Genomic DNA, 22,333 nt, shown 5'->3' with positions numbered 1-22,333 from the left:
CGCCGTTGACCAATGCCTAGAAGTACGCGCATTTGGGCGATGCCTTGATCGGTGCTCTGTCGGCAAGGTGTGCCACTACTGTGGCACGTGATCAAGAGCTGAGAGCGGCGTTGGAAGGACACCTTCCAGCGCCGCACATTTTCCGGGAGTGCCCGTGATTCCGCCCACCGTGATTGTTGGTCTGCATGGGATTCTCCAGCGGAATCCCTGGTTTGAGCGGGCAGTAGAGCAGGACGACGAAGGCACGGTTGAGGAAGATGTCCTCGGCTTTGCGATCGACCGGGCCGATTCCTACGGCTGGCAATCCCTGACCAGTTGGCTTCATGAGGACGGAGAGGTCACGGCTCGCCATGAGCCCACTTCCTGGGCTCATGAGGAGGTCGGCGGTGATTGGACGCAGGATGGCGGGGTTCATCAGCTGGCCTGGTTGCAGGCGGGGGTTCTTACCGACCCTCCGCGTCCGGGTCTTCCTGTTCGGCCGATGTCTTTGGTGTTGTCCGAGACTTTGGCTCGCGTGGGCACCGTAACGTTCACCGGTCTGCATGCCCTGCTGCCGTTGCAGGCGGCCGAACACAATGCGGCTTTCCGCCAGACCGAATTGGCGCCGTGGTTCGGCCTGGCGGATCCGGATGTTCGGTACGAGGTGGTGGTCACCGTCTCCTGCCATCCCGAGGCGGGCGGGGTGGGCTCGGGCGATGCGGCGGCCGTTCGCGAAGCGGTGCGGGAGATGGCGCAGGGGACGGTGGATGTCTCCGCGTCCGCGCCGGAAGGCGACCTGACGGGACTGGAACTCGATCTCGACCGGGTGCCGCACACCGAGGGGATGCGTGAGGCGATGCGGTTGAGCTGCCGTACGCGGGAGTGGTCGCCGGATATCGCGGTGTGGCTGCTGGAGATGGTCGCGGAGGGTTTGCGTGGGGCGGGGCGCTTGCTGCCGGTGGTGGTGACGGTCTCGCTGGCGTCGCCTCCGGCGTAGTCCGCGCGGGCAACGGAACGTTTCGCATAGGCGCCGTCGGGCAAGCTGGCGATTGGGAGCGCTCCCATATCTCTCCCGCTCCCCCACGGACGATGGAGGAAGATCGCGCAATGATTTGTCATGAACGCGGCAATCTCTTATCTTGGGCAACTCGCGTCCTCGGCCTGCTGTCCGCGCTGCTGCTCGGCCTGATCCCCTGGTCCGGCACCGCCAGCGCGCACGGATCCGTCATCGACCCCGCCTCCCGCAACTACGGCTGCTGGCTGCGCTGGGGCAGCGACCACCTGAACCCGGAGATGGCCCAGAAAGACCCCATGTGCTGGCAGGCCTGGCAGGCCAACCCCAACGCCATGTGGAACTGGAACGGGCTCTACCGCAACGGCTCCGCCGGCAACTTCCCGGCCGCCGTCCCCGACGGACAGCTGTGCAGCGGCGGCCACACCGAAGGTGGCCGCTACGACTCCCTGGACACCCCGGGCGCCTGGAAGACCACGACCATCGGCAAGAACTTCACCGTGAAGCTGTACGACCAGGCCAGCCACGGCGCCGACTACTTCAAGGTCTACGTCACCCGGCAGGGGTACGACCCCACCACCCAGCCGCTGAAGTGGAGCGACCTGCAACTGGTCACCACGACCGGTAAGTACGCGCCCAGCCAGAACTACTCGATCGACGTCAGCACCTCCGGCTACACCGGCCGCCACGTCGTCTACACGATCTGGCAGGCCTCGCACATGGACCAGACGTACTTCCTGTGCAGCGACGTGAACTTCTCCTGAGCCGCCCCGTCCCCGCCGGGCGCCGCCGCGTCCGGCGGGACAACCTCTGCGGCCCGGCGGTCAGATCTTTGGAACGCCGAGATCGGCAAAAGGCTGCCTGGTGACCGGGTCGGTTGAATACAGGACCGTGCCACGGATCGATCGCGTCATGAGGGCACCGCGGGCATTGCGAATGCCGCGTACGAGCTCGTCACCCGAACGGATCCTCCTGGCTTTGCTTCGCATATGGTTGCGGTGCACGGTCCATGCGCCGCCGTCCCAGGTGAGGTCGGGCCCAAGGATCAGGCCACCCAGTCTACGAGGGACGCCCCCGTCAGAAGGGGTAGCCCTGTCTCACGCGTAGGCACTGATCGAGCGAGACGATCTCAACGAATCATCCAGGCCGCCGAGGCCAACCGCGCCCCCGTCGCCGAGGAAGAGGTTTCAGACCCAGCGCGACCAGCTCCGCCAAGTCCCTCGGCAGCAGACGGACGGCGGGGCGGATGCCGCGTCGTCGCTCGCCTCCGCCCGACGGGGCGGCGCCTCATACGCTCCCCACAGCCCAGCCCCAGCATGGCGAACATCTGTGCTATCTCTACTCCCTGCAGTGAACCCGCTGCTCCGACTTTCGACCACCCATCTGTAAACTAAGTCAAGGAACATCCGCCACGGCTGGATCGCAGGGGTGCCGCCTACAGGCGAGTACTTTGCCCTAACGACCCATCGTCGCCCGTTGGAGACCGTGATGAGCAAAGCCTCCGAGTCGGTCGTGTTCGTGACCCTCGCGGAGATCGCGCGGCTCGCCGGGGTCGGCCGTGCCGCCGTCAGTAATTGGCGACGACGCTACGAGACCTTTCCCGCCCCGGTCGGGGGCAGCGACACCAGCCCCCAGTTCTCTCTGCTCGATGTCGAGCAGTGGCTACGGGCCGAGAACAAGATCAAAGCCACGGTGGAACCTCTGGATCGTCTCTGGCCAGAGTTTGAGGCACTCGGCGACCGCGAGACGATGGGCTACCTCGTGGCAGCCGTGGGCTTGAGGCTGGGCTCGGGCGGTGATCTCAGCCGTGTAATGGAACCACCTGCTCTGGATGCTCAGCAGACCGACCTCTTGGAACGAGCCATCGGGATTGCCGCCGACGAAGGAGCGGAGAGGACGTTCGATTTTCTGCTCGAACGGTGGCTACGGACGCATTTCCGCCAGGTCAGCGCCACACCAGAGCCGTTGGCCGACCTCATGACGCACATCTCCGCACTCGTCCACCGCGGAGAAGTGCACACGGTGCTCGATCCTGCGTGCGGGACCGGAACGCTCCTCCAGGCGGCTGGGAAGCCACGCGAGGAGGCGACGCGCGCGCCGAAGCTCTTCGGCCAGGACAGGGATCCCGTACTCGCGGCCCTGGCCACCGCCCGGCTTGCCATGGCCGGCTCCGCAGCCGAAGTGACCACTGCGGACACGCTGCGAGCAGACGCCCACGCGGACGTGCGCACCGATGTGGTGCTGTGCAATCCCCCGTCGAACGAACGCGACTGGGGACACGCGGAGCTCGCGACCGACCACCGCTGGGCTTATGGGTACCCGCCGCGCACCGAGCCCGAACTCGCCTGGGTTCAGCACGCTGTCGCCGCCTTGGCCCCGGGTGGAGTCGCGGTACTGGTACTCCCTCCCGCGGTCGCGGCCCGACGGGCAGGACGACGCATCCGGGCAGGGCTCCTGCGCGCCGGCATGCTCCGCGCCGTGATCGCCCTGCCGCCCGGGGCCGCCCCGCCGCATGGCGTGGGCCTCCATCTGTGGGTATTGGGCACCTCGGAGGGCCTTCCGTGCAGCGATCGCCTGCTCCTCGTGGACACCGCGCACGGGCTGGGACCTGCCTCGATGGGCAAGGGCAGCATCGATTGGCCCCGGTTGACGAAGAGCGTGACGGCGGCTCTGAGCGGTGAGCGCCTTTCGGAGAGCGCGTCCGTCCCGGTGATAGAGCTGCTCGACGAGCAAGTCGACCTGACTCCGGGTCGCCACATTCCGGGCGTCGATGTGGCGAATATTGCTGATTTGCATCGATCGTGGACACGATTTAATACACATCTGCGTGAACTACGAGAAGTGGCAGGGCTGTTGTCCGCTGTCGCCCCTCAGGAAGTCGACGGTTCCGCTACGCACACGACTGTGGCCGAGCTCGAGCGAGCCGGCGCTCTCGAAATCCACGGTGGTCAGGGCCTGCCCGATGAGCTCGTCCAGCGAGGTGAACGGCCCGAAGACGCGGTCCCCGTCCTGACCGTCCCAGGTCTCATGATCGCGGAGGAGACCGAGTACTGGCTGCCAACGGAGTACGTGGCGCGTGGTGAAGCCGATGGCAGCCTCACCGTGACCGCTTCACCGGATGTCATCGTGGTGGGGGCGGTCAGAGCATTTGAGGTGCGCGTGGACACCGATGCGCCGTCGGTGCTAGGGCCCCAGTTGTACGCGCTCCGCACGGATCCAGCGGTTCTCGACCCGTGGTTCCTCGCGGGGTGCCTGCACGCGCCCGGCAATGTCCGCCGGGCAGGCACACATGCCTCCACGTCCTCGCGCGTGGACGTACGTCGCCTTCGGGTCCCTCGCCTGTCACTCGATGAGCAGCAGGGTTACGGTGAGATTTACCGGAGACTGACCGTATTCCAACGGGAACTGGGCCAGCTACGCGCATCGGGTGGCGAACTGGCCCGGTCGCTCAGCGACCTCCTGGCCACCGGCCGACTCCCGCGAAACTGACCCTCACCTCTCCTCGAGCTCGGCGACCAATGGTGCGATCGTCACCGCGCAACCCCGTTCGTTGAGTTCCAGCGCGACTTCACGGCACCGCGCCACAAGCCTCGCGGGTGGGGACACCAGGCTGAGCACATCGGCGACCGCGTCCGTCCACCCTTGCAGCGCGCCACGCAGATCCCCCTCGGGCACCCTGCACTCGGCCACCCCGACCCGGGCCTCCAGCGCCAGCGCCCGCGACGCCTGATCCCCGTGATGACCGAGGGCCATCGCGACCTGCTCGTACAGCGGCTTCGCCAGGTGGGTGTCGCCTTCGAGCCGCACCACATCGGCACATGCCAATTGGGCATCGGCAACGGTGGACTCTCCCAGCCCCCAATTCGCGACAGCCCGCTCGAGCGAGCGCGAGAGCTGTTCGCACGCGCGGCTGGGGTTGTGCGCGTCGAGTTCGTCACGCGCCCGGCGCAGCAGGGCCGCGAACTCCTGGCGCCCGAGCCAGGCAGCGCGCCGCCGGGCCGGGCGTCGCGCGACGTCCGCGGGGCCACGGACCGACTCGGAACCCGTGGAGGAACTCGACCGGTGGCGCGCCGTGGGATCGGGATCCAGCGCGGGCTCAGGCGGTGGTTCGCCCGGTGCCGGCAAGTAACCACGCAGCACCTCAAGAGCCACGCCCACATGCGCGGGACGGTCCGCCGGAGCTTTGCCGAGAAGATCCCAGACGAGGTCATCGAGGTCAGCAGGAAGGCCGAGGTTGAAAGCCCTGATGCGCGGGGGCAGATCCTCCAGGTGCTGCGTGTCCTTGTTGCGGTCCGGCTGATCCTCGAACGGGGCCCGCCCGGTCACCAGCTCGAAGAGCACGCAGCCAAGGGCGTAGAGGTCCACGGAGGCGGAGACCGTCTGCTGCCCGCGCAGTTGCTCCGGAGCCATGTAACCAGCACTGCCCGGGGTGGCGCCGAGCACGGTGTAGCGGGTCGCGTCAGGGTCGGTGAGGAACGCGATGCCGAAGTCGAGCAGTTTCGCGGCCCCATCGGCGGCCAGCACGATGTTGCCGGGCTTGAGGTCTCGATGCACCACGCCGCGGGTATGTGCGTGCACGAGCGCTTCGGCGACGTCCACGGCGATCGCGCAGGCGGCTCCCAGGGGAAGGGGACGGCGACGGTCCAGGAAGTCGCGCAAGGTCTCCCCCTCGACGTATTCCATGACGAGGTACGGCTCCTCGCGGTGGTATCCACGGTGCAGCAGGCGCGGGATCGCGGGGTGCTTCAGCTCTTCGAGGATCGTGCCCTCGCGCTCGAACCGCTTGAGGAGCTCGATCCTTCGCCGCGTCCGTTCACTCTGGCTGAACCGGCCTTGCGTGTAGGCGTCGAGCCGCAACACCTTGACGGCCACCCACGCCCCGGTGTCGCTGTCCACCGCCTTCCAGATACTGCCCATCCCGCCCTGGTCGAGCGGCTCGTCGACCCGATAGCGGCCGTCGAGGACGTCCCCGGCTTCCACAACGCACCCCGTTCTCCATGGCGCCTTTACGCATCACCACCATACCCGTTGCGCGACTCACGCGAAGTGCATCGCTTGACTTAGTTCACAGACATGCGCTTCCCTGAGTGAACCGTTCCTGTCTCCAGTGAGGGGTTCGCCGTGACGCTTCAACTGCCTCCGCCCGATACGGATGGCGGCGCCTGGCTCATCCGCACCTCGCTCCCCCTGTTCCAGGAAGACCCCCAGGACTGCCCACGCGGCAACGCTCTGCGAGCCAGGCCCCTCATCGAGCAAGCACCGGAGCGGCCCCGCGGCAAGCCCATCGAGGACTTCTCCCTGGCGCCGGTCATGAACGCTCTCGACGCCATCGAACTGGACGGCGTCGAAGCAGCGGAGGCACTCCGGCGAATCGCCCGCAACCGCAAGTATCACCCATCGCACGTGCGTTGGACCCACAAAGCGGTACGGAACTACCTGGCGGCGCGCGAAAGGGCTGAGACGGGCCGGGTCGCGTCCGGACGGCCCAAGACGGTCGCCGTCCGGGAGGAGTGGACATCCATCACGAATCTCAGAACTCCCACCGCCCACGGGGCAACCCGCTACGAGCGCACCGCCTGGGGCCGACGCTACGCGTCCGCCGACGGCTCGGAGCGTGAGCTGTGGCTGCTGTCGGTCAACGTCCTCAAGGAGGACCGTCCGTCGGCGCTGATCGCCGAAGCGGCGTCGGTCGTGGCCACGGGAGCCCCGTCCCGCTCGGCCTTCCGCGAGCCCCACCATCCTGTTCCCGGGAATACCGTCCGTCCGGACCGGGTGCGGATCGTCGGCGTCGGCTGCGGCGACGGCGAGCACACCGTCCTCGCCGACTGGGATGCCCACGAGGTCGCTCAGAAGTTCTCCCGGGACGCCAAGCCCGCGCTCGGCCGCGTCATCGCCGATGACCGGCTGAATCCCGGCTCCAGCTGTACGCGGTGCGAGGCTCTCCTCGGCTGTGAGCAGCCTCCGAGGGCGCACGGCCTGCTTGGTGTACCGGGACCGCGTCGCCCCCGCAAACGCCGCTCCGTCTCGGCCACCGATCTGCGCATGCACGCCCGCTGTCCGGCCTTGTTCCACCTCACCCGGGTCCTGCACCTGCGGTCGGCCGCACCGGAGAGCCCGGCGATCCGCAGGGGACGTGCCGTCGATGACTGGCTCAACCAGCGGCACCGGCAGGGACGCTGCCGAGGAGTGACGCTCCCGGACGCGCTGCCCGGCTTGGCCGACGAAGAGCAGGCGACCGCGCTCGCCATGCTCGCGCAGCATGTGCGCGCCTGCCCGCTGGATGGCCTCGCCCCCGGCGAGGAAGTCCTCGTGCAGAAACGCCTGACCGCGTACGACCCGGAGCTCGATGTGCTGATCATCGCCGACCCGGATCTGCTGTACACCCGGTCCGGGGGGTGGATCTGGCACGAGACCAAGACGACGACCCGTCCCCCTTGGGAAGGGGAGGAGCTCCTGCAGACCTACCCCCAGCTCGCTCTGGCCATTCTGCTGATGTCCGCCGACGTCCCCGGCGGCGATCCGCGCCGGTCCCGGATCGAACTGGAGCTTCTGCTCGAGGACACGTCATGGCGTGAGGTGATAGACCCGGGAGAGCCGGACACCCAGGCTGAAGCACGACGGACCATAGCGGGCATGGCGGGTCCGTGGGCCGTGGACGAGACATACGAGCCGAAGACCGGAAAGCACTGCGGCGGCTGTGAGATGCTCGGCCTCTGCGACGCCGGCCAGGCCCATGTGAAGGCCGGGTGACGAGGTGCGGATGACAGACGATCTCCCGCCGCACGCCTCCGACTGGTCGGCTCACGCCGGTGTCCCGCTGATGCGAACGGTCGCTTCCGCGCTCGCCGTGCTGGAGGACGTCACGGGTCTGGACGCCTTCACCCTGCCGTACCCGCCTCGGGTGCAGCAGGCCCTGGACCGCACGGTGCTGGCCTGCCTGGAGCGGGGCGCGGAGCCGCCGGTGAGCCTCCCCGACCTGCTGGCCTGGTGCCGCGCACGGCCGGTGGCCGACTGGCCGGTGGACCTGCCCGCGGATGCCGTCGGCCCGGGCGACCTGCTGCTGGATCCGGATTCTTCCCGCCCCACCGAGCTGTGCCACGAGTGGGCGGAGAAGTCCCGGGACAGCGCCCAGGTTCACCGGGACCGTGAAGTGATTCACTACGCGCTCCGGCTGTGCCGGGAGTACGGCGAGGAGGACGCGTATACCGAGTTCCGGCGGTTGCTCGTCACCCGGCCCGTCCTGACGTCCGCCGAAGCCTTCGTCGTCTCCGTGGACCACGTGCTGGATCCGGTGAAGGAGCTGATCGGCCGCGTCTACCAGCCGGTACCGGAGAGCTATCTTCGCGGCGACGTCTACGCGACCTGCGGACGCTGCCGCACCCTGCTGACGCCGGTCCGTGACGGCTCCTGGTGGTGCGAGAGGGACCGCTGCCGCCGCCAGGGCCCGCCCCCGGTGGGGCACCGCATCACACGCGACGAAGCAGGCGAGCTCCTCCAGCTGGAACGTCCATTGCGCCAGTTCGTCACCGCCCCGGGCCAGGCGGAGACGGAGCTGGAAACACAGCTGAGTGCGCTGGGGCTGCGGGTACGGATGTGGCCGGCGTATGACGCCTACGACCTGCACATTTCCTTCCCCGACGGCTGGGTCTGGGCCGTCGATGTGAAGGACTGGGCCCATCCCGCGTTCCTCGGCCGGGCCGCGCGGCCGGTTCCGCAGGAGCCGCCGTACAACGAGGCCTTCTGGGTGGTGCCGCAGAGCCGGGCGGACGACCGCCCCGGCTACGTCGCCTCGTACGAGCGCAACCGCCCCGCCGCGGCGCGCGGACTGGAGCTGCTTACGGACACCGCGCTGATCGAGCGGGCCCGCGCGCGACGGGACGAGACGGAAGGAGTACAAGGTGCGTGACCGGGACAGCTGGCACAGGCCGGTGAGCAAGGAGTTGGCCCGGTTGTGGAGCGAGGTGCCTCCTGAACTCTCCGGTGTGAAGCCCTCGCTGGTGTGTCAGGTCGAACTCGCGCTGCGGCTGTTGGAGCGGATCGCACCGGAGGAACCGGTGCGAGGGGCCTACGTCATGTTCGGGGGCTACCCCTTCATGCCCGCGCGAAGTCTGTCCGTCACGGACGCTCACACGGCGATGCTCCTGTCGGGTCGACACCTGCTGTGGACGCTGCGGCGTCGCCGCACCTGGCAGCAGGCTCTGGAGACCTACCGAGCACTGCCGCCGCGCTTGCGCGCGTACGAGGTGCCGTCCGAGGATTCTCCGGCAACCCGCGTGGATCCGGCCGTCGCATCGGACCGGTTCGCCGTCTACGACGCCGCTGTGGCTTCCCTGCCACCACTCGCCCGCAAGGAGCTGCCCCTGGCCCCGGCGGGACGGTCGACCTTTCTCGCCTGGCGGCGGCCCATGTCCGTGACGCTGCCCGAGCGGCCGCGTCCCGAACCCGCTCCCGGCCACGATCCGGAGGCCGGACGCCCCGGAGACGGAATCCCCCTCACCATCACGCGGACCGAACTCTCCGAGACGGCCCGCTGGATGGACGAGACGGAGCGGGAGAACGATGCCGCCGGCCCTGGACACTGGCAGGAACGGCTGGCGGAGTTGCGGATCGCTCCACGGAACGCCGACGGAAGGTCCTTCACCGACTCCGACGTCCTCCGCCTCGACGGGCTGCTGCACCTCGCCGGCATGGTCGGCGCGGGCAAGTCGACCTTGATGATCCTCATCGCCGTGTGGGGTGCGCGGCGAGGGCTGCGTACCACGCTCGTCGTCGGCGATGTCGCCGAGCAGCTGCGTCTGAGCGGTCTGCTCGGTGACCTGGGGCTGGCCGCACCCCCCGTGCTGGGCCTGACCACACGCCCGACGCATGTCCAGCGGCTGCACCGCAGGCTCGCCGCCCGGGGCCTGGACAACCTCCTCGACCACGACGCGCCCGGCTTCGACGATCTGAGCACCGTATGCGTGGTGGACGCGCTGCGTGGCACGGAAGCGGCCGAGCCGTTGCGGTACGCGGACGCGCCCTGTGCCTCGCTTTACCCGGAGAAGACGGCCCCGGCTTCGGAGGCGACGTCGCTGCCCGCCCCGTACCGTCCGGGCGGGACCCAGCGCACCGCCGCCGAGCGGCCCGCCGAGCCGAAGGGCGCCCCGCATGGCTGCCCGTTGTGGCATGCCTGCCCGCGCCACCGCCCGGCGCGCGAGTTGGTGGACTCGCTGATCTGGGTGGCGAACCCGGCAAGTCTGGTGCAGTCGGCCGTGCCCCGGCATCTGGGCGCGGAGCGGCTGCGACACCTCGAGCTCGCCTGCCTGCGCAGCGACATCATCATCGTGGATGAGGCGGACTCGGTGCAGATGAAGCTGGACGAGATCTTCGCGCCCTCCGCCACCTTGGTCTCCCCGGGCCTGGACTCCTGGCTCGACACGGTGCAGACCCATCGGATCGAGGAGCTGTCCAAGCAAGGGCGACTGCCTCTCACGGACCAGGAGATCGAACGCTGGTCGGCTTCCCTGACCGTGGCCCACTCGGCGACGGACCGGCTGTACAAACTGCTGATCTCCGACGGTGAGCTGCGCGAGTGGGCCGACATCGAATACTTCAGCCCCTGGACTCTCCAGGAGAAGCTGCTGGGCGACTGGTTCTCGGTGGACCACACGTCGGGAGCGCCGGACGGGGTGGCGGATGAGTCTGAGCTGTACGAGGCGTACGAGGACGACGCTCCCGAACCGGAATCGGCGGGGGCCGAGGCCGACGACCGCCGCGCGGAGCTGAGGGACCGCTTCGACGCCTTCCGCGATGATCCGCTGGGCGGCAACGGCCCGTACGGCGACGTGACGGACGGCTTGGTCACCCTCGCCCATGACCTGCTCACCACCCTGTCCGCCCCGGCCACGCGGGAGCGCGTTCTGACCGTCCTGCACAAACTGCTGGAGGGGACACCGGCGGCTGTGAAGGCGGCGGACGAGAGCTGGCTCGATCTGACGGCCCGGCGACTTGAGTTCATGCTGCTGCTGAGCGCGCTCAACCAACGTCTCGACCGCCTCGTCTTCCTGTGGCCGCAGGTCGAGGCGGCCCTGCATCTGGATTCGACCGGCAACGAGCTCTCCCGCCGCCCTCCGCTGGACTACGCGCCCTTGGTTCCGGAGGCCCCGATGGGCAATGTGCTGGGCTTCCAGTACCTGCCTGACGAACGCGAGCGGGACGACGACGGGCGGCACAGCGGCACCCTGCGCTTCTTCCGCTGCGCGGGCATCGGCCGGGAGCTGTTGCTCTCCCTGCACGAGGTGGGTGCCGACCCGGGCGCCGGCCGCCCGGGGCCACACGTGGTGCTGATGTCCGGTACGAGCTGGGCGGGAACCTCCACCCGCGCCCATGTGCTCGCCCCTGTAGGGGCGGTGCTCAAGCCGTCGGAGAGTTCGCTGGAGGCCGTCGGCGAGTCCGTATTCACCACCCACTTCCTGTACGACGACGAGGGTCGCCCGATGAGCCTGTCCGGCACCGAGCCCAAGGCCAGGCCGGCGGCGGCGCGGGCGCTGGTCAGTCGGCTGGGCTCCCCGGGGCCTGGCGGTTCGCCCAGCCCTCTGGAGCAGGAGCTGGCGAGGATCGCCGACGACCGCCGCAGGCGCGCGATCCTGCTGGTCGGCAGCTACAAGGAGGCCGGCACCGCCGCCGACGTGCTGAACGGGATCGAGCGCTGGCACGGGCGGGTGCGGGTCCTGGCGGCGGACGACGCCGACCTGGAGCAGTCCGTACGCGGCTCCGGTCCCCCCGGGCGCCCGGAGGCGGAGCGCGCCACCGTGCTGCGCAGGGGTGACCTCGCCTCGTTCGCCGAGGACTCCAGCGCGGAGATCCTGGTGGCGCCGCTGATGGCCGTCGAGCGTGGCCACAACATCCTCAACGCCCAGCGCAACGCGGCGTTCGGTGCCGCGCTGTTCCTCGCCCGGCCGCACCCGCGACCCGACGACCTGGCCCTGGCCGTCTTCGCGATCAACGACTGGGCAGCCCGGTTCGTCCGCGACGAACCCGGCCTGGAGCAGGGCACGTTCGGCAAGCTCGCCGTCGGCGCGGAAACGCTCGACGCCGCCGGACTCGCCTTCCGCCATGTGGCGCGCGCCGAATGGCGCAGGCTGCTGGCCCGCCGCTACATCTACTCGCGGCTGTCCGAGCGTGAGAGGCGGTCCTTCACCTGGGACCAGCTGGTGACCATCTGGCAGGTCATCGGGCGACTTGTACGCGGCGGCGTACCCGCCCGCGTGGTGTTCGTGGACGCGCGTTTCGCGCCGAAGACCGCCAGAGCGCTGGCCCCCAGCGTGGCGGCGTCCACCCTGCCGCGCGAGGACGGCCTGCTGACCGGGCTCCGGGACGTCCTCGCGCCGTACTTCAACGCGAGCGTTCCCCCTCCGTACGTCACCGATCCCGGTGATCCGGCAGTCGCCCGCCTGCTGTACGCGCCCCTGTACAAGGCCCTGCGCGACATCACCCACCACACCTCCTGAGGGACACCGACATGGCCCAGCGCTACGACGCGATCCGCACCGCCTCCTGGCTGCCCGCCCCCGACACCTCCGTGACGGCGCGCTACCGCGCCCTCCCCTTTCCCGAGCAGTGGCGTGGTCCACTCCTCGCGCTGTGCAACGAGGGCCGTGAGAAGCCCCTGGAGACCGTCCCGACGTTCCGCATGGACCAGGTGCTCCAGTCGCTCGCCCCGGATCTGCTGGTGCGGCCGCGGCCGGCCCGGCACCGCGGCGAGGGCCCGGACTTCTGGCTGTACGCGCCGGAGAGCGTCCCCGATCCCCTTCCGCCGGCCGCCTTCCGCGGGCTGCTCGGCGCCTGGCTGCGCGACCTGCGGCCCGAACCGGAGTACCGCTCGCTCCTCACCGAGACGCGGGCGCTGCTGTGGGAGCAACCACCTGAGTGGCAGGAAGGCGTGGAGGTGGAGCTGGTGCGGTGCGAGTCCGCCAAGGGAGGCACCGCCGCTCCGGACTCCCGGCAGTTCCAGCTGACGACCGACTGGCTGGCCCGGCGGATCCTCGCCCTGGAGCCGTACGACTTCGGCGCCGGCCGGCTGCGCTTCCGCGCCGTGCCCCGCGGGCCCCGTGACCAGGGCGCGGAGCTGGTGTCACAGGCGCTGCCCCACGAGGGGAGCCGTGGCACCGAGTGGTTCTCCGTGGTCCTCAACATCACGCTGCACACGGTGCCGTTCGACCCGCGCCCGCGGTTCCATCTGCACACGCACATCCGGCGTTACGCCACGCGGATCGGGGCGAAGTCGGGGCGGCTCCATCTCCCGTACGGCCGCCGGACCACGGTGCTGCTGCGGCCTCGCGTGCCGTGGCTGCCCGGGGCTCCGGCGACCGACCGGTTCGCGTTGGCCCGGCTCGCCTGGGGGAAGGGAGGCCACGACTGGGTGGGCGGCGGGCCCGCCGGCATTCTGCGGAACATCTCGCTCTCCGAGCCTTTCCCGGACGCCGAGTCCATTCTCACCGGCCCCGAGGAGTGGCTTCGGGACGGCATGCGGGCGGCTGTCGTGTACAGCACCGCCATGGGCTCGCACGAGGTGGGTGCGGGCCTGATGTCCCATCAGCGTTCCGAGATCACCCGGTGGGCGGAGCAAGCCCTGCCCGATGAGCTGCGTCCGGCTCCCGCGCTGGTGCACACCCGGCTGTCGGGCAGCGTCCCGGCCAATCCGCGCCGCGATCCTTCCCAGGCGGAGAAGAAGGCGGCCGAGGAGCGCAAGCGGGCGGAAGCGCGCCGCCTGGGAGCCGCGTTCGCGCTGCGCTGCCTGGCTCCGGACGCCGACCCCGGCGATATTCCGGTCCTTGAAGCCAGTGTGCTGTGGCAGACCTCGACGATGCGTGACACCGCCATCACCGCGCTCGCCGAGCATCTGGATCTGAAGGGCGACGGCGGGGCACCGGAGGACGCCGGCGGCTACGAGAGCGGGCCGGTGATCCTGGAGTGGGAGATGCCGGAGCTGAGGATACGGCTGCGCTGCTTGAAGCTCACCGGCTCGCTCGGCGGCGATCTTCCACTGCCCGAGGGCACTCGGCACTCACGCGAGTCGGTGACGGCTGCACTCGCTCTCCGCCGGAAGGAGACGGCGGCCTTTCTCACCGCCGCGGGGCGGGTCGGCCTGCCGTCCCTGGCCCTGGTGGAGCTCGACCGGGCCAAGGACTTCAGCTCCGCCGCCCATGATCCGAAGTTCGCGCTCCGGCTGGGTTGCGCGGACGCGCGCGTGCTGACGCAGTTCATGGGCGTTCCGAAGAAGGCGAAGGGGTACAACAGCGAGAAGAACGCGGGCTTCAGGGCCGCGAAGGCCTGGGACGACGGGCTGCGGCAGCTGGGCGTACGGGTCCATCCCGAGCACAGTCTCGGTGAACAGCTGCCGACGGGACTGCGGTATCTGGCGGTCTGGATGGTCCGGAAGAACAAGCGCAGCCGGACCCGCTGGGCCGGGCACGTGCCGGTGGCGGTCCTCGTCACGCCGGAGCGGCCCGGCTCCGGCCTGGCACGGGTGCAGGGGTGGGATGAGGACGCCCGTGAGTGGATCCCCTACCCGGAGCTGCTGCTGCGGCTGACCCGGCGCGCGGAGGTCCCCAAGGACCTGATGCCGCCCGCGGGTGACGGCGAAGCGGAGAACGGTGGGCGCGTGTCGTGGTGGACGGACATGACCGAGCAGCGTCGCGCCACAGAGGAGTGGCTGCAGAAGGTACGCGACTCGGTGCTCGGCGAGCCGACGATGATGCTGGCGCACGCGCAGAACATGCGGTCCCACTGGACCTGGCTGCAGGACGGCCGGGTGGAGGCCGACAAGTTCCGCGACGGCCACGCCCCGGCCCGTCGCCTGGAGCCGGATCTGCGGCTGGTGCGGGTCCGTACGGCCCGTGGCCGGGAGACGGCGCAGTGGTGGGCCGTGAACCCCGAGGGCCCGAACGGATTCGCCGCCCATCTGTGGACCGACCCGTCCGCTAATCCTGAGACGGCACGCGTGTTCTGGTCCACGACGCCGAAGGCACGCACGTTCAAGCTGTCGGTGGCGGCCGACAAGCTCGCCCCGCGCGCCCTCACTCTGGGACCTCGGGCCGGCGAGATGACGGTGGACACCGACAAGGCGGCCTGGAATCCAGGGCTCGTGGAGCTCGCCGTCCTCGGCTGCCACCGGGAGGACGGCGATTCTCCGGAGGCCCTGGCCCTCGCGGCTCACCAGCTCCGTCAGGCGCCGGACCTGCCGGACGCGCTGAGTCTGCCGCTGCCGCTCCATCTGGCGGGTCTCGCCCAGGAGTACGTGCTGCCGACGCGCACCGAGGAGGAAGAAACCTCGGAAACGGAGCCGAACGCCGCCGACCCGACGGCAGACACCGACCCGGACGCCGCGGCCGCCCCCGGCTTGACCACGGGGCCGGAACCGGACGACGCACCGGGGCAGTTGTCGCTGTTCGACGACGGGCCTGGCCTGCCGTAACGGTCAGGGCATACCGCCCGCCTCGTTCGGCCACCGGCGGACAGGGCGGGCGTCGGGCCCCCTCGGGTACCGGAAGGGCCGGGCCGGATCGACCTCCGTCCACGGCCGCAGAGTGTTCTCCGGCAGGTCGGGAACGGGCAGCCTGGCGGCCGGCCGACGGTAGACCTCACCCGGGTGCGCGGGCCGGTCGCCGGGGTCCTTGTCGAGCAGTTCGAGAACGAGGGATTCGAAGGCGGCGGGGACGTCCGGTACGAGTTGGCGCAGCGGGGTGGGCTGGGCCTCGCCGTGCATCCCGGGTATGAGAAGCGGCGAGTCGTGAGTGAACAACGGCTCGCCCGAGACCATTTCGTGCATGCGGGCGGCAGGTGCAGGCCGAGACGGCGGCGGAGGGGAGAGTGCAGACCGTCCGCCGCAGCGAGGTGACGGGCGGTGAATCCGGCCGCGGTGACCGTGTGACGGTCCTGAGCCAACTCGTCGTTGTGGCGCCGCGCGCTACCGGGTGAGCGACGCCAGTACGAGAGCGACGCTCTGCGGCCGGGTGGCCTCCTCCAACCTACGGGAGCCCCACATGCGTCTCGCCCCTACTCCACTTCAGCGCAGGAGCCCGAGTGGGTGCCGGTCAAGCGTTGCCTAACGCCTCGTGCAAGTCGTATGTGAACGACTGCCATGACGCGAGCTGCTTGACAGGCCCTTCGCGATCCAGCATCTGCAGGAGTCGCGCGCGATTCTCCGGGAAGCGTGCCTGGAGCTTCTTCAGACCGCGGCCCTTCTCTTCGCTTGCCGTGGCGAGCGCTTGTTTGAGCAAAGCCTTGGGATTGGACTCCGATTCGACCCGGGTCGCCTTCGGCAGGTCAAGTGCCACTTTGCCGTTGGGATTTCCTGCCACTTCGCGGATCGCGGCATGGTCGAGCACCAGCCACGCTTCCAGCATTCGCACGGGGATCACCGGTACGTGTGCCAGGCCTGGGCTTACTTGGGCCACCGCTTCGGCGATCTCTCTGCGGCGAACATCCGCGGGGTGGCCGTCCGAATCGCGGTGGATGACGACGAGGTCGTACGGGTGCCCGCCATCGCTGAGATGCTGTGCGGCTCGGAGCTTGTCCTTGACCGAGTGGCCAGGCTTGTCGGGCAGGCGATTGAGGTCGGGAACCGTCACGAGCACCTCCCGGCCCGTCTCTGCGGCGATCGCCTCGATGTGGAAGCGCAGGCCCGTGTCGCTGGACCCTTCGCAAAGGTAGAGGGCGCGCACGGTCACGAGTCGCTCCCCTCGAGGGTCAGCCGGGCCTGTGGCGGAGTCGTGAGGTACGCGAGGATGTCGGCCTTGGTGCCGTACCCCTTCTCGGCACCGCCGGCGCGCCAGGTGTCGGCCAGGGGGCGCAGACGCAAACTGCGTGCCGTCCTGCCACCGGCCTCGGGAACGGTCGAGGTGTCGGCGATCAGCAGATCCGCCGCGCCGACCAGCTCCACGACCCCCGGCGAGTGGGTGTTGATGAGAACCTGCCGGAACGGGTTGTCCTCCTCATCAACCTGCTCGGTGGCGTCCGCCGCCAGGTCACGCACCAGGCTCACCATCGCGAAGAGGTTGGCCGGGTGGATGCCGTTCTCCGGCTCTTCCATGCACATCAGACCGCCTGCCCGCGGGTCCTCCAGGAGGACGCACAGGGCCAGGAAGCGCAGAGTCCCCTCGGACAAGCTACGGGCGGGCAGCACCATGCCGTCGATCTCGTGAAGCTTGATCGTCAGCAACTCGCGCGTGCCGTCGGCCTCTACATCCAGTGTGCGGACATGCAGCCCCGACAGGTCCGAGAGGCGCCCCGCCACGCGCGAGTAGATCCGAGCAGGGTCGTCCGGCGACTTCTCCCGGGCGATCCGGTCCAGGTACCGCGGCAGATGTCGGCCGTCGGGCTGCATCTCGTCGGGGTCCGTATAGGGGTCGGCGGTGCGCAGTGCAGAGGGTTCAAGCGCCAGCCGCCGCCAGGACTGCATCTCACGCCGCGCCGCCAGGATGGTCGGATCGTCATTTTCGTTGATCGTGGACAGCATGGTCCGCGGGGCCCGGCTCGCGGGTGCGGGACGCGGCTGACCTCTACGGCCTCCGTCAGCGTGGATACGGACGACGGCGTCACCGGTATCGAGTGTCGTGGAGATGTAGGGCGCGGGCGACCGGCGTCCGCGGACCACGGCGTTCCGGAAACCTTTGGCACTGTGCGAGAACCGCAGATGTGATCCGGCGTCACGCGGTCGGATCTGGATCAGGTCCTCGGACCGCAGCGTCAGTCTGCCGCCCCGCTCCCCGCCGCGCGGCGGCTGGTACCCGAGCCGGAGCTCGTAGCGGAGGAACGTGGACGTCGGCTCGGCCAGGCGGCCGAAATCGTCCTCCACCTCACCCGGGACGATCATCTCCGCGGCGAACGTCATCATGTGCTCGCCGGCCGCGTAACCGTTCCAGAACAGGTCGCGCGCGTCGCCGTGCAGCTCGCCGTGGGTTCCACGGACTCCCTGGGCAGCCTCGATCATGGAGTGGTCGGCGAGCAGGCTGAGGAACTGGATCGCGTCGAAGACGTTCGACTTCCCCGTGCCGTTCTCGCCCGCGATGCAGGTGAACGGGCCGAACTCGACCCTGAGATCCAGAAGGTTCTTGAAGCCATCGACTTCAAGCCGTGTCAGCATGTGTCCCCCTTGATCATCCAGCCCGACCTCACCCTGACACAGCGGTGCCCGGCTGTGCTCAGACCGGCACGCACAGGAATGATAGGGCCCAAGCCGTGACGGGTCGTGCACACCGGCCGACGACGGTCGGCGATCCGGGCTGTCGGACCCGAGAGCTGGCAGGATGTATCCGACAGGACAGTGGATCGTGAATGTTGACGATGTACGGAGGAGAGGTCGCCGCTGTGCCTCCGACTGGCGGAGCTGATGCAGGGACGTCCTCGCTGGACAGGGCTGGGCTCATTCCTCACCTGCGCAAGCAGGTTCTGGCGATGGAGGACGACCTCCGTGAGCGCAGCGACAACGTTGAGCGGTTTCGCGCCCGTCTGAAGAGCGCGTACGAACATGCGAGGACGTCCTCCCGTACGGCAAGCACGTACGGAGCTTGGCGGAATGAGCGCATCACGCAGGCCGCTGTCGCGTGGGTTCTGGGCACGGTATTCGTGCGCTTCTGCGAGGACAACAGACTAATCCGCCAACCGTTTCTCACGGGGCCTGGAGACCGCTCGGTGGAGGCGGAAGAGCGGCACGAAGCCTATGGCGCGAAGTACCCGGAGAAGAACGACCGGGACTGGTTGCTGGAAGCGTTCATACACCTGGCTCGTTCGCACGAGGCGATGTCCCGCATCTTCGATATGGAGCACGGCCCGCTCGGGGAGCTATCGCCCTCCCCTGAGGCCGCGGCCGCGCTGGTGGCGTTCTGGCGACGACGCGAGAAGGACGGCTCGGTCCGTTTCGACTTCACCGATCCTGAACTCGACACACGCTTCCTGGGGGATCTGTACCAGGACATCAGCGAGGCCGCGCGGAAGAGCTACGGGCTCATCCGAACGCCTGAGTTCATCGCGGACTTCGTTCTCGACCTCGTCGTTGACCCGGCTGTCGCGGAGTTCGGCCTCAAGGGGTTCCGTAGTATCGATCCGGCATGCGGATCGGGGGAGTTTCCGCTCGGAGTCTTCCAACGGCTACTGACCGCGTGGCGATTGGCGGAACCCAAAACCGCGAACCATGAGCTGATCTTGCGATCGCTGGAGTCCGTCCACGGCTGCGACCTCAATCCGTTCGCCGTCAGCATCACGCGCTTCAGGCTACTGCTCGCTGCCACCCGGGAGAGTGGCGCGGGGACCCTGGACCAGACCCCCGGCCACATCATCAACGTAGCGGTGGGCGACGCCTTGCTGGAGGGAGCCGGTGCGCCCGAGGAGACACCGCCGCATCTTTTCCCCGAGACGGAGGATGAAGGTGGCGGAACAGTCCGGCATATCCGAGAATTTTCCGAACGCTGCAACCTTTTGAGCCGTTTCTCCTACCATGCCGTACTAGGAGAGCCGCCCTTTATCTTGGCGCGCGACAAGATGATGAGCGCGGCATACCGCGACGCTTACTCATCGGCCACAGGGACACCCCCTCTTTCCAATTTCTTCACCGAGCGCATGTTCCAGCTCGCGGCACGAAAAGCCGACGGACAGCACGGCGGCTACGTCGGAATGTACACATCGAGTTCGTTCACGCAACGCAATTTCGGCGAAAAGCTGATCGAGGAATTCTTTCCACGTGTCCGGCTCACGCACGTCATCGACACCTCAGGAGTCTTCGTACCAGGCCATCGAACCCCAACTCTGATCTTGGTCGGGCGCAATGATCCAGGCATGCCTGACATGCCCGTGCGGACAGTCCTCGGCGTGCACGGAGAACCGATGCGGCCGGCGGATCCAGCCCAAGGGTTCGTGTGGCAGGCGATCCTCGGCCAAGCGGGGCGGCCCGGCAGCACCTCTGAGTGGGTAAGTGTCCAGGACGAACCCCGTCAGCGCTTCCACCGCTTCCCGTGGACTCTCACGGGTGGAGGAGGAGCGGACCTCATGGACGCGCTCTCCCGAGCGCCGCGGCAGTTGACCGACGTTCTCGCCGCCCCGGTCGGCGTCGTCACCGATCCAGGGCAGCAAGACGTCTTCGCTCTCGGCCGGCCCTGGTTCAGCAGGCATCCGGACTCGGCCGCACTGGGCCGCCGCCTGGTCACGGGCGAGGCCGTACGGGATTGGCGTGCGGGTACGGCGACGGAGGTCCTGGCCCCCTATGACGCGGACGGCTCGCCGCTCCTCCCGGACCTCACCACCTCGTGGGGACGCCATCTCTGGACGATGCGGCAGGTTCTGCGGGCGGCACCCGGGTCGCACCAGCCGTCACGGACCCGGCACTGGTGGGCCTGGAGGCGCTGGCCGCGCGGTGGGGTAAAAGGGCCAGCCATCACGTTCGCGTATGTGGCCTCACACAACCACTTCGCGCTGGAGGAGGACGGAAAGGCATTCAGCCGAACCGCTCCGGTCCTGCGGCTGCCCTCAACCGCGGACGAGGAGGAGTACGTCGCCCTTCTGGGAATCCTCAACTCGTCGACGGCCTGCTTCTGGCTCAAGCAGGTCAACTCCAGTACCGGATCCGACGGGCTGGGCATTCCGCTGCCGGGCGAGGAATGGGCACGGTCCTGCACCTTCGCGACGACATCCTTTTCCCGGTTTCCGCTGCCCGCCGACGCCCCCCTCGGCCACGCACGGGCGCTGCACGCCCTCGGGCTCCGCCTCGATGCCCATGAGCCGAGCGCCATGTGCGCGGATGAACGCCCGCCCGACCGGGAGGCCCTGGATATGGCGCGATCTTCTCAGGAGGAGCTGCGTCACCAGATGATCGCCCATCAGGAAGAACTGGACTGGGAGGTCTACGGCTCCTACGGACTGCTCTCCGCCGGTGATCAAACCCGCCTGGCCATGCCTCCTGGTTCCGCGCCGCCTCCGCTGCGGCCAGGTGAGCGTGCCTTCGAAATCGTGCTGGCACGCAAAGTGCGCGCCGAAGAAGCAGCGGACTCCTGGTTCACGAGAGACCGTTGGTTCACGGAAAGCGATGCGGCACCCATCACCGAGATTCCGTCGCACTGGCCGACCGCCTATCGGGAAATCGTGCGGGCCAGGATTGACGCCATCGAATCGCACCCGGTCATCACTCTCGTCGAGCGCCCGGAGTACAAGCGGCGGTGGTTTTCGGAGCCTTGGGAAAGGCGCGAGGCACAAGCCTTGCGCTCCTGGCTGCTCGACCGCTGTGAGGACGAGCGGCTGTGGTTCGACCGCGGGAGCGGTGCTGCCCGCCCGCGTCCCCGGACTGCGGGCCAACTCGCTCAGGAACTCGGTGACGACGCCGACCTGCGTTCCGTCGCTGCCCTCTACGCGGCAGATCACCTGGGGATGCGGGACGCGACTCTCGGTGACGTGCTGGCGGCGGTCCTGGCCAGCGAGCACGTGCCCTGCGTCTCAGCGCTGCGATACAAGGAGTCGGGGCTGCGTAAGCGCGCCCAGTGGGAACAGGTCTGGGAACTCCAGCGGAGCGAGGACAGGACGGGCGAGGCGCTCGGGATCCCGGTCCCGCCCAAGTTCAGTGCGCACGATTTTCGTCGTATTTCCTACTGGTCGCGTCGAGGCGGCCTTGATATCCCCCGGGAGCGCTTCCTCTCCTATCCTGAAGGCGCCGCCGAAGACGGCTCTCTGCTGCTCGGCTGGTCCGGCTGGAGCGAGACGGACCGCGTGCACGTCCTGCTGGATCTGACGAGTGAGCTCTGCCAGCGGCCCGACTGGACCGTGTACCAACTCACTCCCCTCCTCGCAGGCGTTCAGGAACTGCTCCCGTGGGTCCGCCAGTGGGAAGCCCAAAGCGCCGAGGAATTCCAACAGCGCCTGGACGATCTGCGGACAGCTTACGGACTCAGCAGGCACGACGTGGCTGCCTGGCGGCCCCGCAGAGAGTCACGCAAGAGCATTTCACCCGGCGATGTCGTGGACGGTCGGCTCTATCTCCAGGTTCCTTACGACGAGAAGGACACGGCGAAGGAACAGCTCCACGCACACTGGGACGCACAGAGTCGCTTGTGGTACGTCGACGCGGCGCGCGTCAGCCGTGCTCAAGCCAGACGGTGGCTCCCCTGAGCCGGCTTCCACCGAGCTAAGCTGAGAATGCCTCCGAGTACCCCACCCAGGTACCCCCGTGGCGCCGCCGACCTGGGTCCTTGTGATGGGCGGGTGCGGGCGCGTTGGCGGACCGCCAGATGATCCGACACGCATGGGACGACAGATCCGTCCCCTGATAGGAGAAGCTGACTCGCGGGGGCATGTCCAATGCGAGCCTCTGGCGGGGGCGCA

The 22,333-nt window shown here is 68.8% G+C and carries 12 protein-coding genes; 8 read left to right on the top strand and 4 right to left on the bottom strand.

All coding sequences use genetic code 11. From position 1 onward, the window contains the following. Positions 1 to 154 precede the first annotated feature (154 nt). The 3 genes from ACZ59A_RS12240 to ACZ59A_RS12230 all read left to right on the top strand — a co-directional run bounded on the left by ACZ59A_RS12240 (position 155) and on the right by ACZ59A_RS12230 (position 4,480). Entirely contained in the window at positions 155 to 976 is an 822-nt protein-coding gene (locus ACZ59A_RS12240; protein WP_470956978.1) for a hypothetical protein, read from the top strand. A gap of 110 nt (positions 977 to 1,086) precedes the next feature. Further along, positions 1,087 to 1,755 carry a lytic polysaccharide monooxygenase auxiliary activity family 9 protein gene (locus tag ACZ59A_RS12235; protein WP_470956975.1) on the top strand — a complete coding sequence of 223 codons (669 nt, stop codon included), beginning with the start codon at positions 1,087 to 1,089 and terminating at the stop codon, positions 1,753 to 1,755. A 724-nt stretch (positions 1,756 to 2,479) separates the two neighbouring features. Beyond that, positions 2,480 to 4,480 (top strand): N-6 DNA methylase, encoded by a 2,001-nt coding sequence (locus ACZ59A_RS12230; protein ID WP_470956972.1) that lies wholly within the window; start codon positions 2,480 to 2,482, stop codon positions 4,478 to 4,480. Positions 4,481 to 4,483: 3 nt separating this feature from the next. On the opposite strand, the gene ACZ59A_RS12225 is transcribed toward ACZ59A_RS12230, so the two are convergent. Then, positions 4,484 to 5,971 (bottom strand): serine/threonine-protein kinase, encoded by a 1,488-nt coding sequence (locus ACZ59A_RS12225; RefSeq protein WP_470956969.1) that lies wholly within the window; start codon positions 5,969 to 5,971, stop codon positions 4,484 to 4,486. 141 nt (positions 5,972 to 6,112) lie between these two features. Here ACZ59A_RS12225 and ACZ59A_RS12220 point away from each other — a divergent pair, with 141 nt between their 5' ends. Genes ACZ59A_RS12220 through ACZ59A_RS12205 form a run of 4 tightly spaced genes read left to right on the top strand, consistent with a single transcriptional unit; the run spans position 6,113 to position 15,446 of the window. Then, complete coding sequence (locus ACZ59A_RS12220; protein ID WP_470956968.1) at positions 6,113 to 7,741, top strand: PD-(D/E)XK nuclease family protein; 1,629 nt, start codon at positions 6,113 to 6,115, stop codon at positions 7,739 to 7,741. A 10-nt stretch (positions 7,742 to 7,751) separates the two neighbouring features. Next, positions 7,752 to 8,897, top strand: a complete 1,146-nt coding sequence (locus ACZ59A_RS12215) for a pPIWI_RE_Y domain-containing protein (protein ID WP_470956966.1) — start codon at positions 7,752 to 7,754, stop codon at positions 8,895 to 8,897. Beyond that, complete coding sequence (locus ACZ59A_RS12210; RefSeq protein WP_470956963.1) at positions 8,890 to 12,480, top strand: pPIWI_RE_Z domain-containing protein; 3,591 nt, start codon at positions 8,890 to 8,892, stop codon at positions 12,478 to 12,480. The genes ACZ59A_RS12215 and ACZ59A_RS12210 overlap by 8 nt, the downstream gene beginning before the upstream one ends. A gap of 11 nt (positions 12,481 to 12,491) precedes the next feature. Continuing rightward, complete coding sequence (locus ACZ59A_RS12205) at positions 12,492 to 15,446, top strand: pPIWI_RE module domain-containing protein (protein WP_470956960.1); 2,955 nt, start codon at positions 12,492 to 12,494, stop codon at positions 15,444 to 15,446. A 3-nt stretch (positions 15,447 to 15,449) separates the two neighbouring features. Here the strand turns inward: ACZ59A_RS12205 and ACZ59A_RS12200 are convergent, their stop codons facing one another. The 3 genes from ACZ59A_RS12200 to ACZ59A_RS12190 form a co-directional block, all read right to left on the bottom strand. Further along, positions 15,450 to 15,737: a hypothetical protein gene (locus ACZ59A_RS12200; protein ID WP_470956957.1), complete on the bottom strand. Its 288-nt coding sequence runs from the start codon at positions 15,735 to 15,737 to the stop codon at positions 15,450 to 15,452. A gap of 328 nt (positions 15,738 to 16,065) precedes the next feature. After that, complete coding sequence (locus tag ACZ59A_RS12195; RefSeq protein ID WP_470956954.1) at positions 16,066 to 16,701, bottom strand: hypothetical protein; 636 nt, start codon at positions 16,699 to 16,701, stop codon at positions 16,066 to 16,068. Further along, positions 16,698 to 18,116 (bottom strand): AAA family ATPase, encoded by a 1,419-nt coding sequence (locus ACZ59A_RS12190; protein ID WP_470956951.1) that lies wholly within the window; start codon positions 18,114 to 18,116, stop codon positions 16,698 to 16,700. The genes ACZ59A_RS12195 and ACZ59A_RS12190 overlap by 4 nt, the downstream gene beginning before the upstream one ends. Before the next feature lie 191 nt (positions 18,117 to 18,307). On the opposite strand from ACZ59A_RS12190, the gene pglX reads away from it, so the two are divergent. Then, positions 18,308 to 22,120 carry a BREX-2 system adenine-specific DNA-methyltransferase PglX gene (pglX, locus tag ACZ59A_RS12185; protein ID WP_470956949.1) on the top strand — a complete coding sequence of 1,271 codons (3,813 nt, stop codon included), beginning with the start codon at positions 18,308 to 18,310 and terminating at the stop codon, positions 22,118 to 22,120. Positions 22,121 to 22,333 lie beyond the last annotated feature (213 nt).

It is taken from the genome of Streptomyces sp. NPDC040405 (assembly GCF_055595765.1).
This window is presented reverse-complemented; position numbering and strand designations above follow the sequence as displayed.